The sequence below is a fragment of the Martelella sp. genome (assembly GCF_984369615.1).
Window position 1 is genome coordinate 1 of the sequence record NZ_CFHTCS010000004.1, and the last position, 15,973, is coordinate 15,973.

General features: G+C 61.6%; 15 protein-coding genes. 10 read left to right on the plus strand and 5 right to left on the minus strand.

Annotated features, from left to right (window positions below; genetic code table 11):
* Positions 1-201: 201 nt before the first annotated feature.
* Genes AC5DC2_RS00775 through AC5DC2_RS00785 form a run of 3 tightly spaced genes read right to left on the minus strand, consistent with a single transcriptional unit; the run spans position 202 to position 3,288 of the window.
* The gene (locus AC5DC2_RS00775; protein WP_491697138.1) at positions 202-1,272 is read right to left on the minus strand and encodes an ABC transporter ATP-binding protein; all 1,071 of its coding nucleotides are present in this window, start codon (positions 1,270-1,272) and stop codon (positions 202-204) included.
* Between the two features lies 1 nt (position 1,273).
* Positions 1,274-2,068, minus strand: a complete 795-nt coding sequence (locus tag AC5DC2_RS00780; RefSeq protein ID WP_491697139.1) for an SDR family oxidoreductase — start codon at positions 2,066-2,068, stop codon at positions 1,274-1,276.
* Positions 2,065-3,288 (minus strand): hypothetical protein, encoded by a 1,224-nt coding sequence (locus AC5DC2_RS00785; protein ID WP_491697140.1) that lies wholly within the window; start codon positions 3,286-3,288, stop codon positions 2,065-2,067. The genes AC5DC2_RS00780 and AC5DC2_RS00785 overlap by 4 nt, the downstream gene beginning before the upstream one ends.
* Before the next feature lie 180 nt (positions 3,289-3,468).
* Here AC5DC2_RS00785 and AC5DC2_RS00790 point away from each other — a divergent pair, with 180 nt between their 5' ends.
* The 8 genes from AC5DC2_RS00790 (at position 3,469) to AC5DC2_RS00825 (ending at position 11,624) form a co-directional block, all read left to right on the plus strand.
* The gene (locus tag AC5DC2_RS00790; protein ID WP_491697141.1) at positions 3,469-4,716 is read left to right on the plus strand and encodes an ABC transporter substrate-binding protein; all 1,248 of its coding nucleotides are present in this window, start codon (positions 3,469-3,471) and stop codon (positions 4,714-4,716) included.
* A 122-nt stretch (positions 4,717-4,838) separates the two neighbouring features.
* Entirely contained in the window at positions 4,839-5,699 is an 861-nt protein-coding gene (locus AC5DC2_RS00795) for a carbohydrate ABC transporter permease (protein ID WP_036238529.1), read from the plus strand.
* Positions 5,692-6,522, plus strand: a complete 831-nt coding sequence (locus AC5DC2_RS00800; protein ID WP_491697142.1) for a carbohydrate ABC transporter permease — start codon at positions 5,692-5,694, stop codon at positions 6,520-6,522. The genes AC5DC2_RS00795 and AC5DC2_RS00800 overlap by 8 nt, the downstream gene beginning before the upstream one ends.
* Before the next feature lie 27 nt (positions 6,523-6,549).
* The gene (locus AC5DC2_RS00805; RefSeq protein ID WP_491697143.1) at positions 6,550-6,936 is read left to right on the plus strand and encodes a RidA family protein; all 387 of its coding nucleotides are present in this window, start codon (positions 6,550-6,552) and stop codon (positions 6,934-6,936) included.
* 73 nt (positions 6,937-7,009) lie between these two features.
* A complete protein-coding gene (locus AC5DC2_RS00810) occupies positions 7,010-8,215 on the plus strand; it encodes an amidohydrolase/deacetylase family metallohydrolase (protein WP_491697144.1) in 1,206 nt (401 codons plus the stop codon).
* A gap of 18 nt (positions 8,216-8,233) precedes the next feature.
* Entirely contained in the window at positions 8,234-8,980 is a 747-nt protein-coding gene (locus tag AC5DC2_RS00815) for a copper homeostasis protein CutC (protein WP_491697145.1), read from the plus strand.
* Between the two features lie 72 nt (positions 8,981-9,052).
* Positions 9,053-9,820 carry an SDR family oxidoreductase gene (locus AC5DC2_RS00820; protein ID WP_491697146.1) on the plus strand — a complete coding sequence of 256 codons (768 nt, stop codon included), beginning with the start codon at positions 9,053-9,055 and terminating at the stop codon, positions 9,818-9,820.
* Positions 9,821-10,340: 520 nt separating this feature from the next.
* Positions 10,341-11,624 carry an aromatic amino acid transport family protein gene (locus AC5DC2_RS00825; protein ID WP_491697147.1) on the plus strand — a complete coding sequence of 428 codons (1,284 nt, stop codon included), beginning with the start codon at positions 10,341-10,343 and terminating at the stop codon, positions 11,622-11,624.
* A 107-nt stretch (positions 11,625-11,731) separates the two neighbouring features.
* Here the strand turns inward: AC5DC2_RS00825 and AC5DC2_RS00830 are convergent, their stop codons facing one another.
* Positions 11,732-12,043 (minus strand): DUF982 domain-containing protein, encoded by a 312-nt coding sequence (locus AC5DC2_RS00830; protein ID WP_491697148.1) that lies wholly within the window; start codon positions 12,041-12,043, stop codon positions 11,732-11,734.
* 197 nt (positions 12,044-12,240) lie between these two features.
* Positions 12,241-13,251, minus strand: coding sequence for a LacI family DNA-binding transcriptional regulator (locus AC5DC2_RS00835; RefSeq protein WP_082781094.1), 1,011 nt, complete (start codon positions 13,249-13,251; stop codon positions 12,241-12,243).
* A 343-nt stretch (positions 13,252-13,594) separates the two neighbouring features.
* Between AC5DC2_RS00835 and AC5DC2_RS00840 the strand changes: the two genes are divergently transcribed.
* Positions 13,595-14,887, plus strand: a complete 1,293-nt coding sequence (locus tag AC5DC2_RS00840; protein WP_491697149.1) for an extracellular solute-binding protein — start codon at positions 13,595-13,597, stop codon at positions 14,885-14,887.
* Between the two features lie 152 nt (positions 14,888-15,039).
* On the plus strand, positions 15,040-15,972 hold the full coding sequence (locus AC5DC2_RS00845; protein ID WP_024707534.1) for a carbohydrate ABC transporter permease: 933 nt from the start codon (positions 15,040-15,042) through the stop codon (positions 15,970-15,972).
* The last annotated feature ends 1 nt before the right edge of the window (position 15,973 follow it).

The window sequence follows — 15,973 nt, forward strand, 5'->3', positions numbered from 1 at the left end:
CGCAAGCTGGCGCTCGGTCAGCTTGACGCTCTTGTGGGTCTTGATATGCGGGCGAAGCGCAATGCCGTGTTCGTCGCAGTAGTCCTGCATCCGCTTCAGATTGGCATCGACGATTGCAAGATCAACGAGGGGAACGGGCGTATCGAGGTCTTCGGTCTTCAATGGTTCAGTCCTTTTTCGGCCATTGGGGCCACATGCCCATCAGATACGCTTTCCGGTGGTCAAATCGAAACAATGCTCCTTGCCAGCCTGCGGCTTGACATAGAGCGTTGAACCGGATTCGGCCTCCAGACGCCAGCGGAAAAGCGCAACGACCGCCTGACCGGCGATCTTTCCGTAGACGTAAGTATCAGCCCCTGTCTGCTCGATCAGGTCGACAACCAGCGGCAGGCCCGCGCCAAAATCGGCAAGCTCGACATTTTCCGGACGGATACCGACCTTTATCGTCTCGCCAACCTCGGCATTGACGGTTTCCGGCAACGGCAGGGAGACCGTGTCGTCGAGGACAGCCACGGGTCCGCCATCGGACGAGGCCACGGTGGCCTCCAGCAGGTTCATCGACGGCGAACCGATGAAGCTGGCGACAAACAGGGTTTCCGGCCGGTCGTAAAGCTCAAGCGGCGTGCCGATCTGCTCGATATGGCCGCCATTCATCACCACGATCCGGTCGGCGAGCGTCATCGCCTCGATCTGGTCGTGGGTCACATAGATCGAGGTCCGGCCGACCTTCTTGTGCAGCGCCTTGATCTCTGTGCGCATCTGCACGCGCAACTGGGCATCGAGGTTGGAGAGCGGCTCGTCGAAGAGAAACAGCGAGGGTTCGCGCACCACGGCGCGGCCCATGGCGACGCGCTGGCGCTGACCGCCGGAAAGCTGGCGCGGATAGCGTTCCAGATAGGGTTCAAGGTTCAGGATCTCGGCGGCGCGTTCGATCTTGGCGGCGATCTCGTCCGGCTTTTCGCCGCGCAGTTTCGGACCGTAGGCAATGTTGTCACGCACAGTCATGTGCGGGAATAGCGCATAGGACTGGAACACCATGGCAATGTTGCGCCGCTGCGGCGGCACGGCATTGGACCGGTGCCCGCCGATCAGGAGATCGCCATAGGAGATGTCCTCAAGCCCCGCGATCATGCGCAGAAGCGTCGACTTTCCGCAGCCGGACGGCCCGACGAGGACGACGAACTCGCCATCGGGAATTCTGAGGTCGATGTCGAACAGGACCTGGTTGTCGCCATACTGCTTGTTGATCTGGTTGAGGACGAGATCGGCCATCCTATTGGTCCTCCAGGGTCAGTTCGCGCGACATCGCAAGATTGCCGGCCATCAGCCCGCCATCGACGGGCAGCGTGACGCCGGAGATGAATCCCGCATCGTCGGACGCCAGAAAGGTGATCGCCTTGGCGACGTCGACGGGCTGGGCAACGCGCAGCAGCGGATACCACTTCTTCAGGCCGTCCAGCACATCGGGCTTGCGGGCGATGCGATGGTCCCAGGCGGGCGTCTGCACCGTGCCGGGGCAGACGATATTGGCGCGGATATTATGCGCGCCATATTCCGTTGCCATCGTCCGCGCAAGCGAGACGAGGCCCGCCTTGGCGGCGCTGTAGGCCGGCTGGCCGAAGGTTGCGAGACCGTTGACCGAGCCGACGATGACGATCGCGCCGTGCTTCTTCGCCTTCATACCCTCGATCACGACCCGCACCGTGTTGTACTGGCCGGCGAGATTATCGGCGACGTCCTGGCGGAAACGCTCGGGCGAGGTCTTGTCGAGCGTGGTCGTGGCGCCGCCGGTATTGGCATTGGCGACCACGATATCGACCGGACCGAGTTCGGCCACGCCGGCATCGACGGCGGCCTGCAGCGCATCGATATCGGTGATGCTGGCGGCGGCACCGGCGACGGAAAAGCCCTCGGCCTTATAGGTCGCCACAGCTTCATCGACGGCATCCTGCTTGATATCGGCAATGATGACCTTGGCGCCCTCGGCCAGAAAATCCTTGACGACGGCCGTGCCGATACCGCCGACGCCGCCGGTGACGAGCGCGACGCGCCCTTCCAGTCTCTTCATGTCAGTTCCCCGTTTTTATAGGCATTCATGGCACGCCCGGCCCATTCGAGACCGCTCCGGCGCACATGTCCGTAATTGTAGAAACCAAAGCCATCGACGCCGGCGTCAGCCAGCGCGGCAACGGTTGCGGCAAACCCGCCCTCCTCAAGATAATCGGGGGCGGCGGGGCGCAACACGGCGCGGATCGAAGCCTCAGGCCCGCAGCGCAGACGGATCTCATCATATTCGGTCAGCGCCGTTTGCCGGGGCGGTCGATAGAAACAGACCTCCAGCCCGTCGGCCGCCTTCGAGAGCGCGGCAAGGTCAGACCCTTCCAGATAGGATAGACCGAGCGGCTGGTTGACCGAGGGGATGATGTAGACGGCGGCATCACCGCGCACGGCGGCGCGAACCTCTTCCACCAGCGCGGTGACGACATCGCAGCGCATCTTCAGAAAGTTTGACAGATCCGGGTCAGTGACGAGATCGCCCTCAAAACGCGCCCGGTTGGCATCCGGGTCCGGTTCGTAATCCGCCTCCAGAGCAAGGCGGATACGGCTTTGAACACGATCCTTAAGCCCGTCGAAATCAACATCAGCACTTTGCGCATTTTTTGCGCATTTTGCGCAAAAACAAAGCCCCAGGTAGTTTTCTGTGCCCGGCATTGACCCGAGCAATGCAAATTCGTGATGATAGCCGTGGCGGAACGGCAGAAAGCCGGGCGTCTCCAGCGACAGCCCGCTGACGCCCGGATCTTCGGCAATCTCGCGGCACAGATTGACGGCATATTCCCGGACATCCGGATGAGACGGACACAGCGCATAGGGATAGCGGTCGCCAAAGGCATTCTCGACCGTGCAATCGGGGAATTTCATGCCGAGATGACTGTTGTGCAGGAGCACCGTCCAGGCATTGAGCGCGATGTCGCCACGCGCCGAAAACCGCTCGAATATGTCATTCTCGCGCGCCAGATCGCCTGTATCCGGGGCGATGCGGCCGTAACTCCCGCGCCGCGCGCGAAAATGGACATGCCCGTCCTGCGGAAAGAATATCTTCGATCCCTTGCCTTTGGGGCGTGTGAACTTGCCTGCGTGATAGGCGGCCGCGAGCGTCAGCGTATTCATGCCAAGCCGATGCATTTCCTCGACAAACGCGTCGTCGCTCCAGTCCGCAACGTCCCATGTATAGGCAAACAAGGCACGATAGTCCGGTCTTTCTGTTCCCGTCTTCAGTCTCTTCATTATTGTCCCGTCTGGTCGGTCAATTGTTTTTAGAAAAGCTTACACGGCACTTCAGTTTGCGCAATATGGGAATTTGCACTTATTTGTATTTTTTGCATTGACGCATTTGGAAACTTCGGCATACGCTTCCGATCGTAGGGGAACACCGGCAGCAAAGCCGGGACCAACTGGAGAACAATTATGCATCAGACCAGAAAGGCACTGCCGCGCGCAGTGCGCCTTGCGCTTGCCGCATCCTCGCTTGCCATGATCTCCGCCGGCGCGGCTTCCGCCGATACGGTGCGGGTCACCATTCCGGAATATTCGTCGAAGACCATGCCCTATTTCCAGCAGGCGGCCGACGCGTTCATGGCGGAAAATCCCGACACCACGATCGAACTCGAAATGGTGCCCTGGGCAAACCTGCAGCAGAAACTGGTGACCGACATTTCCGGCGGCGTGAACGCCGACCTCGCCGTCATCGGCACGCGCTGGATCCTCGATTATGCCGAGCAGGAGGTGATCGAACCGCTCGACGACTATATGGACGACGCCTTCAAGGGCCGGTTCTTCGAAACCTTCCTGACGCCCTCGGTCGTCGACGGCACCACGTTCGGCCTGCCGATCGCCGCCTCCGCCCGCGCCATGTTCTACAACAAGGGCCTGCTCGAAGAGGCCGGCTACGCCGAGCCGCCGGCTACCTGGGACGAGCTAATCGAAGCCTCGAGAGCGATCAAGGCGCTCGGCAAGGATGGCGTCTTTGCCTACGGCATCCAGGGCAAGAGCACGGAGACGGACGTCTATTTCTACTACCCGATGTGGAGCTATGGCGGCACGATCCTGACCGAGGACGGTCTTTCCGGCGTCAACACCGAGGCCGGTGCCAAGGCCATGGACATCTACATGACGCTCATCAACGAGGGGCTTACCCAGCCGGGGGTCACCGATTACCAGCGCGCCGACATCGAGAACCTGTTCAAGCAGGGCAAGCTCGGCATGGTTATCACCGGTCCGTTCCTTTCCAACCAGCTCAAGGAGCAGGCGCCGGATCTCGATTACGGCCTCGCCAAGGTTCCCGCCGGCACGACATCGGCCACCTATGGCGTCACCGACTCGATCGTGATGTTCGAGAACTCCGACGTGAAGGACGAGGCCTGGGCCTTCCTCGACTTCCTGTTCACCACCGACCAGCGCGTCAAGTTCGACGAGGCCGAAGGCTTCCTGCCGGTGAACAAGAAAGAGGCAGCCATGCCGATGTTTGCCGACAATGAAGATCTGAAGGTCTTCACCGATCTTCTCGCCGGCGCCCATTTCGCGCCCCTCGTCGCAGGCTGGGAAGAAATCGCCGACAGCACGATCACCGACCTTCAGGCAACCTATCTCGGCCAGATGGAACCGGATGCGGCGCTCGCCGATATCGAAACCCGGGTCAACGACATTCTCGAGTAAGGCGGCCCGCAATGCCAGGTTCTTCACAACGCTCCGCCCCCAATCCGGACAGGGTGAACGGCGCTGGCATTGCGGCCACCGCCGAATATGAAGCCGGGCCTTTCGCGGCCTGGCGGAAAAGGATGGTGCCGGTGCTGTTCATCCTGCCCGGCCTCGTCCTCTCCGCCTTCATCATCATCTATCCGGTCTGGGAACTGATCCAGACATCGCTGCGCAAGGTCACCCGCTTCGGCAAGGTGACCGGCCTCAATGACTTCGCCAATTTCGAAGCGGTTTTCTCGGACACCCTGTTTCAGGAGGCAGCCATCCGCTCGGTCTGGTGGACGCTGCTGGTTGTCGGCGGAACGCTGATCTGCGCCGCCGGCATCGCGCTGATCCTGAACGAGAAGTTCCACGGTCGCGCCATTGCCCGCGTCATCATCATGCTGCCCTGGTCGGTATCGCTGTCGCTGCTGACCGTGGTCTGGCGCTGGGCGCTCAACGGCGAGACCGGCTACCTCAACCACCTGCTGGAACAGCTCGGCATCATCGACGGTCCCGTCGTCTGGCTTGCCAGCGGCTCGACGGCCTTCACCGTCATGATCCTGATCGGTATCATCGTCTCGATCCCGTTCACGACGACGATCTTCCTCGGCGGTCTCTCCTCGCTTCCGGGCGACCTCTACGAGGCCGCGCGCATGGAAGGCGCCTCCCACTGGCACTGCTTCAGGACCATCACCGTGCCGATGATGCAGCCTTACGTGAACATCGCGATCGTGCTCAACGTGATCTACGTCTTCAACTCTTTCCCGATCATCTGGATCCTGACCGAGGGCGGGCCGGCGAACTCCACCGACATTCTGGTGACCTATCTCTACAAGATCGCCTTCAAATACGGAAAGCTCGGCGAGGCTTCCGTCGTATCGCTCCTGATGTTCGTCTTCCTTCTGGCTTTCGCGGCGCTTTACCTGCGGCTTGTTTCAAAGGATCCGGCCAATGCCTGACAGACGACGCTCGCTGATCTACTGGATCGTCCTTTCGCCGCTGCTGCTGATCAATCTCTTCCCCTTTGCGGTGATGATTTCCACCGCTCTGACGCCGGCCGACGAGGTGGTGTCCGGCGACACGCAATGGATCCCCAGCCGTTTTGCCTGGGAAAACTTTGTGGACATGTGGCAGACGGTCGATTTCGGCACGGCCCTGATGAACTCGCTGGTGGTCGGCGTCGTGACGACCGTGCTGACGATCGTCGTTTCGGTTCCCGCCGCCTATGCCATGGTGAGGCTCGACTTCAAGGGCAAGACGGCCTTCCAGACCTTCCTGCTGATCACCCAGATGTTTTCTCCGGTCGTGCTGGTGATCGGGCTATTCCGGCTTGTGGTCGGCATCGGCGCACTCGATTCGCTGGTCGCGCTCTCCGTCCTTTACTGCTGCTTCCACATCGCGTTCGCCGTCTGGATGCTGCGCTCCTATTTCGCCTCCATCCCGGCGGAACTGGAACACGCCGCCTGGCTCGAGGGCGCGTCCGCCTTCCACGCCATCCGCACGGTCTTCGTGCCCATGGCAGCCCCCGCCGTTGCGGTCACGGCGATCTTCACCTTCATCGGCGCCTGGAACGAATACGCGCTTGCGCTCGCCATCCTGCGCTCATCCGAACATTACACCCTGCCGCTCAAGATCGCGGCGCTCTCCTCCGGCCGTTACCAGGTCGAATGGCATCATGTGATGGCGGCCACCTTCGTTGCCACCATTCCCGTCGCCATCGTCTTCATGTGGCTGCAGCGCCATATGATCACCGGGCTTTCCGGCGGCGCGGTGAAGGGTTGAGACCCAAAAGACAAAGGAAAACACAAGATGTCCACAATCGAACATTTTCACGCAACCGAGACCTCGCCGAGCGCCGCCCCCCTGAGCCCCGCCGTCCGCGCCGGCGATTTCGTGTTCGTCTCCGGCCAGGTGCCGGTCATGGATGACGGCTCCATCGCTGCCCATGACATCGAGGCGCAAACGACGCAGGTGATGAAGAACATCGAAAAGGCGCTGCGGCTTGCCGGCTGCGCAATGTCCGATATCTGCAAGACCACCGCATGGCTGCATGACGCCCGCCATTTTGGCCGCTTCAACAAGGCCTATTCGGCCTTCTTCACGCCCGGCAAGTTCCCGGCGCGCACCACAAGCGAGGCGAAGCTGATGATCAACATTCTCGTCGAGATCGAGGCCGTCGCCTACAAGCCGCTATAGGATCCGAGCAGCACGAACGAACAAGAACGATCCGCCACCAGCAATTGGCGGGCACGATATGGAGTCCCATGAAATGACAGCATCCGCAGCGCCTGCCGCCTATGACCTTATCCTGAAAGGCGGGCGCGTGATCGATGAGCGAAACGGCCTTGACGGCTTTTTTGACGTGGCCGTCAGCGACGGCAAGATCGCCGCCGTCGCAGCGGGTATACCCGTCGCCGGCGCAAGATCGGTTCACGATGTCAAAGGCAGGATCGTCGCTCCCGGCCTGATCGATCTCCACACCCATGTCTATCACAAGGCAACCTCGCTCAGCGTCGATCCGGACATGATCGCGCGCCGCTCGGCAATCACCACACTGGTGGATGCCGGCAGCGCGGGCGCCGGCAATTATGACGGCTTCCGCGACTATGTGATGGCCAAATCCCCCTATCGCATCCTAGCCTTTCTCAACATTTCCTTTCCCGGCATTTTCGGCTTCGACAAGGGGCTGTTCATCGGCGAGGCAACGCTGCGCGAAATGCTGCCCGTCGATCGCTGCGTGGCGAAGATCGAGGCAAACCGCGACAGGATCATCGGCGTCAAGGTGCGTATCGGCGGACCGGCCACCGGCGAACTGGCGCTCGGCGCGCTGGAACTGGCGCTGGAAGCCGCCGACAAGGTCGGCCTGCCGCTGATGACCCATATCGGCGGTCCGCCGCCAAGCTATGCCGCTGTCGTCTCGATGCTCCGGCCCGGCGATATTCTCACCCATTGCTACCGCCCCTCGCCCAATTCGGCGCTCACGGAAGACGGCGAAATCCTCCCCGAAATCACCGCCGCGCGCAAACGCGGCGTGCTCTTCGATATCGCCCACGGCATGGGCGCATTTTCCTACGAAACGGCGGAACCGGCGATCCGGCAGAACTTTCTGCCGGACATCATTTCCTCCGATGTCCATGTCGTCGCCGTCGAGGGACCGGGCTATGATCTGCTTCACGTCATGAGCAAGCTCTATAATTGCGGCCTATCCCTCCCCGACGTGATCGGCATGTCGACGAGCCGCCCTGCTCTTTCGATCCGCCGGCCCGACCTTGGCCATCTCGGCGTCGGCGCGCCCGCCGATATCTCCGTGCTCGATGATTGCGAGGCGGATTTCATCTTCTCCGACGTGCGCGGCGAGAAACGGCCGGGCAAACGCATCCTCCAGCCGGTTGCCTGCTATCTCGGCGGCACGGCAATGGAGGTGGGGCGACGTCCCTTCGAGGAACCCTTCCTCACGCGTTGCGGCTGTTGCTGAGGGGCCCGGACGATGGCCATGATCGAGATCTGCGTCGAAGGGTTTGAGGAAGCGCTTGCGGCGGAGCAGGCAGGCGCTGACCGGGTGGAGCTTTGCGCAGCGCTTTCGGAGGGCGGGATCACCCCGAGCATTGCCCAGATCCGCCTGGCCAAGGCGCGATGCGCCATTCCGGTCTTTGTCATCATCCGCCCGCGCGGCGGCGATTTTCTCTACACCGAGGCTGAATTCGAGGCGATCCTGGAGGATATCGCGGCGGCGAAGACAGAAGGCGCCGATGGCGTGGTCATCGGCTTCCTCACTGAGGATGGCCGCATCGATATCGCGCGCATGAAAAAGGCCGTCGCGGCCGCCCGTCCCATGGGCGTCACCTGCCACCGCGCCTTCGACATGACCCGCGATCCAGAGGAAGCGATCGACGACCTGATCGCGGCCGGCGTCGACCGGGTACTGTCCTCCGGCCAGTGCAGCAATGCGCAGGATGGTCTTGGCGTCCTCAAAGCCATGATCGGCCACGCAGACGGACGCATCATCGTCATGGTCTGCGGCGATCCGGACCCGCACCTGCTGTTTGACGGACCGGTCAGACCCGACGCCATCGACTTCCATTTCGGCGCGACCGGTTACCGCGAAAGTCCGATGCAGTTCCGAAATCCCCGTGTCTTCATGGGCAAGGAACAGGACAACTACGAATACCGCCGCCGCGCGCTCGACGGCGAAGCCATCGCGGCACGGGCTGAAAGGCTTCTCCGCCTCGCGGCATCCTGACCCGCAGGCGGGAACCAAAACATCACTCCGGCAGTTGATCGGGCATCGGTCCAATCATCCGGAGTTACAGACATGACACAGAAGGTGGCACTCGTGACGGGCGCGGGGTCCGGCATCGGCCGCGCTTCGGCACTCGCCCTAGCGGCCGATCGCATGGCCGTTGGCGTTCTCGGGCACACGCCCGAGGAGAACCAGGAAACCGTCGACGCAATCAGGGCGGAAGGCGGCACCGCGCTTTCGCTTTCGGCGGACGTGACCAGCGCCGAAGAATTGAGCGCGGCGCTCGATGAGCTGGTCTCCGCCCATGGCCGGCTCGACGCGGTGGTCGCCAATGCCGGCATCAACGGCGTCTGGGCTCCCGTCGACGAGCTTGACCCGGCCGATTTCGACAAGACGATCGCCGTCAACCTGCGGGGCACCTTCCTGACCATCAGGGCAACGGTTCCCTATCTCAAAAAGGCGGGCGGCGGCTCCATCACCGTCATTTCCTCGATCAACGGCACGCGCAAGTTCACCTCTCCCGGCGCCACCGCCTACTCGGCGACCAAGGCCGCGCAACTGGCAATGGTTCAGCAACTCGCGCCGGAACTCGGCCAGGCGAGAATCCGCATCAACGCCATCTGTCCGGGCGCAATCGATACGGAGATCGGTGACAACACCGAAATTCGCAACGCCGAGAAAAGCGGCATCGGCGCAGAAGCACACATACCGCTGACGAACGACAAAGCCGGCTCGGCCGAGGATATTGCCGCCGTCGTCTCGTTTCTCGCCTCAGACAAGGCGAGCCATGTTACCGGAACCCCGATCTGGGTTGATGGCGGCCAGAGCCTCGTGACCTGACCGCTCATGAAAAAGCCCGCCCTTCGAACGCGTCGAGGGCGGGCGCCTGCGGCTTGCTGCGATGACGGGTCCAGGGTCTGTTCATCCCCGCCATCGGCGCTCGCCCCGACGTCTCAACAGGCTCGGGGGCCGCAACTATGAATGCATTTGCGACGTCTGCACGCAGAAGCCTGAAATGCCGGACCCGATCCAGTCCGCCACAAGCACGAACCGGAAAGCCTGAGCGCTGCGTCGTTCGGCCGGCTTGCGCGGTTGCCTTCGATTTGCCGCATATCTGGAGAAGAAGCGGCTCCGGCGGATCGAAAAAAAACAGGAGCTGGCCGGAAATATCTCACGTGAGCCAGCCCGATACCGCCGGCTGCTGTTGTTCTGGTGACGACGCCTTTCTCGGCCGTCGCGAACCTCATGGATCATCTTCGACAGCCGAGGGCAACGACCAGGGTCAACCACCAGAAGAGGGCCGATCGCACGGGTTCATTCAACCTGTCGAAGAGGCCGCGGACGAAAGGAGACCCGGACCATGACCATCGAAGCCGAACCGAGCACGGAAGAAAAGCCGATCACACCCTCGGGAGCTGTCTCTTGGGAACACAAGGACACGCTCTGGTGTATCAGCCTTTTCGGAACGGCGGTGGGCGCAGGCATTCTGTTCCTGCCGATCACCGCCGGGCAATCGGGTTTCTGGCCATTGCTCGCCGTGACGATCCTGATCGGACCGATGGTCTATCTTTCGCACCGCGCCCTTGCCAGGTTTGTCCTTTCATCGCGCGTCGCGACGTCCGACATTACGGATGTTGTCGAGGAGCACTTCGGCCTGGTTGCCGGCAACCTGATAACGGTCCTCTACTTCTTCGCGATATATCCGATCGTGCTTATCTACGGCGTCGGCATCACGAATACGGTTGACAGTTTCATCGTCAACCAGATGCAGCTTCAGCCCCCGCCCCGCTGGCTTCTGTCCCTGTCGCTTATTCTGTTGATGATGAGCGTGATGATGGCTGGCGAAAATGTCATGCTCAAGGTCACGGAGTTTCTTGTCTACCCGCTGATCGTCATTCTCTTCGGCCTCTCCATCTACCTTATTCCGAGGTGGAATTATGCCGTTGTGTTTGAAGTTCCGTCAGCGAAGGACTTTCTCGTTACGATCTGGCTTACGCTTCCGGTGCTCGTTTTTTCCTTCAATCACAGCCCGGCAATATCCAGCTTTGCCCAGCTGCAGCGGCGCGATCATGGTTCGAACGCCGTCAGGAAAAGCGATGCCATTCTCAGGGTCACGGCGTCCATGCTTCTGGTGTTCGTCATGTTCTTTGTCTTTTCATGCATCATGTGCCTGACGCCGGAACAGTTCATCGAGGCGAAAAGACAGAATATTTCGATCCTCTCCTTCTTCGCGAACGCGTTCGACAATCCGGTCATTTCGTTTCTGGGGCCGGTCGTGTCTTTCGCCGCAATCGTGAGCTCGTTTTTCGGCCACTATCTCGGCGCGCGGGAAGGAATGCGCGGCATCATAAACCAGCAGGCCCGCAATATGGGTTTCGAAACAAATTCGAGGAAGCTCAATATTTTCATAGTCCTGTTCTTCATACTGAGCGTCTGGATCGTTGCGATCGTCAATCCCTCAATTCTCGGACTTATCGAGACGCTCATCGGGCCCCTGATTGCGGCGATCTTGTTCTTGCTGCCCATGTACGCCATCCACCGGGTTCCCGCCATGGCCAGGTACAAGGGGCGCGTCAGCAATGTATTCGTCACGGCAACAGGTATTGCCGCCGTTTCCGCGATCTTCTTCCAGATCCTGCGGTAGGCGGAACCGTTTCCGGCACTCCGGGCCGCGACCGGACAGGCAAAATGAGGCCCGCCCTCCTGAACATTGGACGGCGGGCGTTCGATGAAGGCTTCGACGCTGAAGAATCAGGCAAAACTGCCGGCGGATGGCGCGGTCGTTCGCATCGCTTTCGCATCACCGCCGCGCGGAGCCGGCTGCATGAGACCCGCCTCCAGCATGGCCGAGATAAAGGCCTCGCGGGAAACTTCCAGCTTGCCGTTGTGGGCGGCGGCTTCGGCGCAGAGGCCGGAGGCGCTCAGATAATGCCGGCCTTCCTTCTTGTGGCAATGATCCCGCAGGAAATCCGCGGCCTCCTCGGGACCTTCGATCGTGACGGCATCGCCATTCGCCGTCAGCACATGCACGGGGATGCTCCAATATGTGGCAAGCTTGGACATGTTTTTTTCCTCGTCTCGTTTTCCGCCATTGCCGGCAAAAGCCGACATCTGTCACTCAAGAACCAAAAAACCGGCAATTTGTTCCTGCGATTTTCTCAATAAAAACCAATAGTGTGGCGGCTTGGCGGCGGCAATTTGCACAGTCCGGGACGGCGCGCGTTCAGGCAGCGAAGACGAGCCCCGGAGCGGCCCGCGCCTTACCGGCGCGGCGCGGCGGTCGACTGGCGGACGATCAGTTCGGTCGGCAGCGTGATCCGGTTGCTCGGCGCATCGAGCCCGCCGATCCGAGCCAGAAGCGTGTTCATCGCCGAGCGGCCGATCTGGCGCAGCGGCTGGCGGATCGTCGTCAGCGGCGGATGCATCTGCTGGGCGATGGCGATATCATCGAAGCCGATCAGCGATATGTCTTCGGGAATCCGCAACCCCTTCTCCCTGAGCGCCTGGCTGGCGCCGAGCGCGCTGATGTCGTTGGCGGCGAAAATCGCCGTCGGCCGGTGTTTCAACGCCAGAAGCCGCTTTGCCGCATCGAAGCCGCTCTTTTGCAGGAAGTCGCCATCGACGACGAGGTCCGGATCGCGGTCGAGGCCGAACTGGGCAACGGCATCGCGATAACCCGCCAGACGCTCGCGCGCGGAACGCAGGCGGTTGTCGCCGGAAATGAAGCCGATGCGCCGATGGCCGAGATCGGCGAGGTGGCGCACGGCAAGCCGCGCGCCCTGATAGCTGTCGCCGTCGACCGAGGGAAAGGGCGGATCGTCATAAAGCGTATCGATCGTCACCACCGGTAATGCTTCGCTGGCGATCTGCTCCAGATAGCTCGCCTCGTAAGGCAGGATGGCGATGATGCCGCCGGCAATCTGCTGCAAGAGGCTTGCCACGCTGCTCGGCGCGGTGCTGTCGCGGTCGGGCAGCGAATAGACGAGCGCCTCGTAGCCGGCGCTTTTCGCCGCGCCGCTGATGCCGAGCACGATGTCGCTGGTAAAGGGCGCATGGAGTTCGGCCATCACCCCGATGATTCGCGAGCGGCCATTGGAAAGCTTCTGGGCAAAGGGATTGACCGAATAGCCCATCTCGTCGGCGATGCGCAGGATATCCTCGCGCGTCTCGGCCGAAACGCCCGGCTGGTTGTTGAGCGCGCGCGACGCCGTCATCCGCGAGACGCCCGCGACTTTTGCAATTTCGGCCAGCGTGGCCGCCCGCTTCTTCACCGCCAAAATGCGATCCCCCGTCGCGCCCTCAGTCGCGCCTCAACGGCGTCGCGCGCGCGGCATCGGCTGAAGATACCTGAACGATCAACGCCTTATTCCCCTTGCAGCTTTCCCCGGCGCTCGGCCGGGCAAAGGTTTCGATTAGCACAGTTCCGTCACAATAGCGACACGAACGCACGAGCCGTGCCATCGGCCCTTCGCTCTGCTCGCTCGCGCGGCTGATTCCACATCGGAAAACCGTCGCTTGTTTACAGATAGCGAAACCTGATTGACACATCGTATCGTTACCGGTAACGTACCTCATATCGTAAGATTTACAACTTGTCTTGCATGGGAGGACACAATGCAATTCAAACCGTCCAGAACCTTCACCCGTCTTCTGGGGTCTGCCGCCGTTGCCGCTCTGGTTCCGCTTGCGGCCCAGGCCCAGGAAACCAAGACGATCACGTCCTGGGACCTGCGTTCGGACACAACCACGGCCGGCATCGTCCGTGACGCGATGGACCGTTTCGAGGAGGCCAACCCCGGCTATGTCGTCGAGGATTCGCACTTTGCCAACGACGCCTACAAGACCAAGCTGAAGATCGCTTTCGGCGCCAACGAGCCCCCTTGCATCTTCGCCTCCTGGGGCGGCGGCCCGCTGAAGGAATATGTCGATTCCGATCAGGTCGTCGACCTGACGCCCTATCTCGACGCCAACCCGGAATTCAAGGACCGCTTCGTGCCGGCAAGCTTCGGCCCGGTGACCTTCAACGACAATATCTACGGCCTGCCGGCTGAAAACACCGCCGTGGCCGTGATCTTCTACAATACCGAGATTTTCGACGAGCTCGACCTGACGCCGCCGGAGACCTGGGACGAACTGATGAACGTCATCAACGTCCTGAACGAGAACAACATCGCCCCCTTCGCGCTTGCCAACAAGAACAAGTGGCCGGGGTCCATGTACTTCGTGCTGCTCGCAGACCGCGTCGGCGGCCCGGAAGCCTTCCGCAAGGCGGCAGCGCGTGAAGAAGGCGGTTCCTTCGAGGATCCGGTCTTCATCGAGGCCGGCGAGCGGCTTCAGGAGCTCGTCGAGGCCGACGCGTTTGCCCGCGGCTACAACGGTCTCGACTATGACGTCGGCGGTTCGCGTCGCCTGCTTTACGCCGATCGCGCCGCCATGGAGCTGATGGGCAGCTGGGAAATGGCCACCATCCGCAACGAGAATCCGGAATTCGCCGAAAAGGTCGACTTCTTCACCTTCCCCTCGGTGCCCGATGGTAAGGGCGATCCGTCCAACGTGATCGGCACGCTCGGCGACAATTATGTCAGCATCGCCTCCGCCTGCCCCTATAAGGACAAGGCCTTCGAACTTCTGACCTACCTCACCAATGACGATGCGGCCGCCGCCCGCCTTGCCGACCAGCGCGTGATGCCGCTGAAGGGCATCACCACCGAGGACCCCTTCCTGAACAAGGTCCTGGAAGTCGTCGGCGAGGCCGGCAGCGTTCAGCTTTGGTACGATCAGGAACTGCCGCCGGCCCTTGGCGAAGTCCACAAGGACACGGTCCAGCAGCTCTTCGGCCTGTCGATCACGCCGGAAGAGGCAGCCGCCGAAATGGAACAGGCGGCCCAGGCCGAGGCCCGGCAGTAAGGCCTGCGCGGCGCCCATCTCCCAAACCTCCCGAGGCGTTCGTGATCCGCACGCGCCCCGCATCGGCCGCCGCCCCTACCGGCGGCGGCCGTCATGCTGCTTGTGCCGATTTTCCGCATTGACCGGGAAACGTGCGAGAGAAAGGATAAGACATGTCCACGGCCCTAACGCGGACGGCTGCCGACCGGCAAAGGCAGCGGAAGAAATGGGTGCTGGCCCAGCGCGCGGCACCCTTCGTCTTCATGACGCCGGCGGTCATCTTTCTGGCCGTCTACCTGCTCTACCCCCTCGTCTCCAGCTTCCGGCTGTCCTTCGTCAACTGGAACGGGCTCGGCGATACGGCCGTTTTCGTCGGCCTCGACAACTGGGTCCGCCTTCTCCATGACGGCGTGTTCTGGCATTCGGCCTGGAACAACATCCTGCTGGCGCTGTTCTCGATCGTCATCCAGTTGCCGATCGCCCTGGTTCTGGCGGTCGTTCTGGACGAGGCCAGCAAGGGCTCGCGGATCCTCAAGATCCTCTATTTCATTCCGCTCCTGATGTCCTCGGTCGCGCTCGGCGTGTTGTTCAAGAACATCTACGACCCGAATTTCGGCCCGATCAATTCCATTCTCGACGCCATGGGGCTTTACGGCTGGGCGCATGACTGGCTCGGCGATCCGCGCTATGCGCTGGGCTCCGTCATCGCCGTCGTCTTGTGGCAGAACATTCCTTTCTACATGGTGCTGTTCCTGGCCGGCCTCGCCTCCTTCCCGCGCGAGATCACCGAGGCCGCAAGGCTCGACGGCGCGTCGCAGACCACCATCTTCTGGCGTCTGAAACTGCCGCATCTTCAGGGCACGTTCCGCACCGCCGTGCTGCTCGCGACCATCGGCTCGATGCGCTATTTCGACCTCATCTACGTCATGACCGAGGGCGGGCCGGAAAACGCCTCGCAGGTGATGGCAAGCTATATGTACAAGCAGGTCTTCGCCTCCTTCGAGCTCGGTTACGGCACCACGGTCGCCGCCGCCATGTTCATCATCATCACCGTGATCGCGGCAGTCGCCTTCCGCCTGTCCAAACGGTTCGAGACGGAGGTCTGAT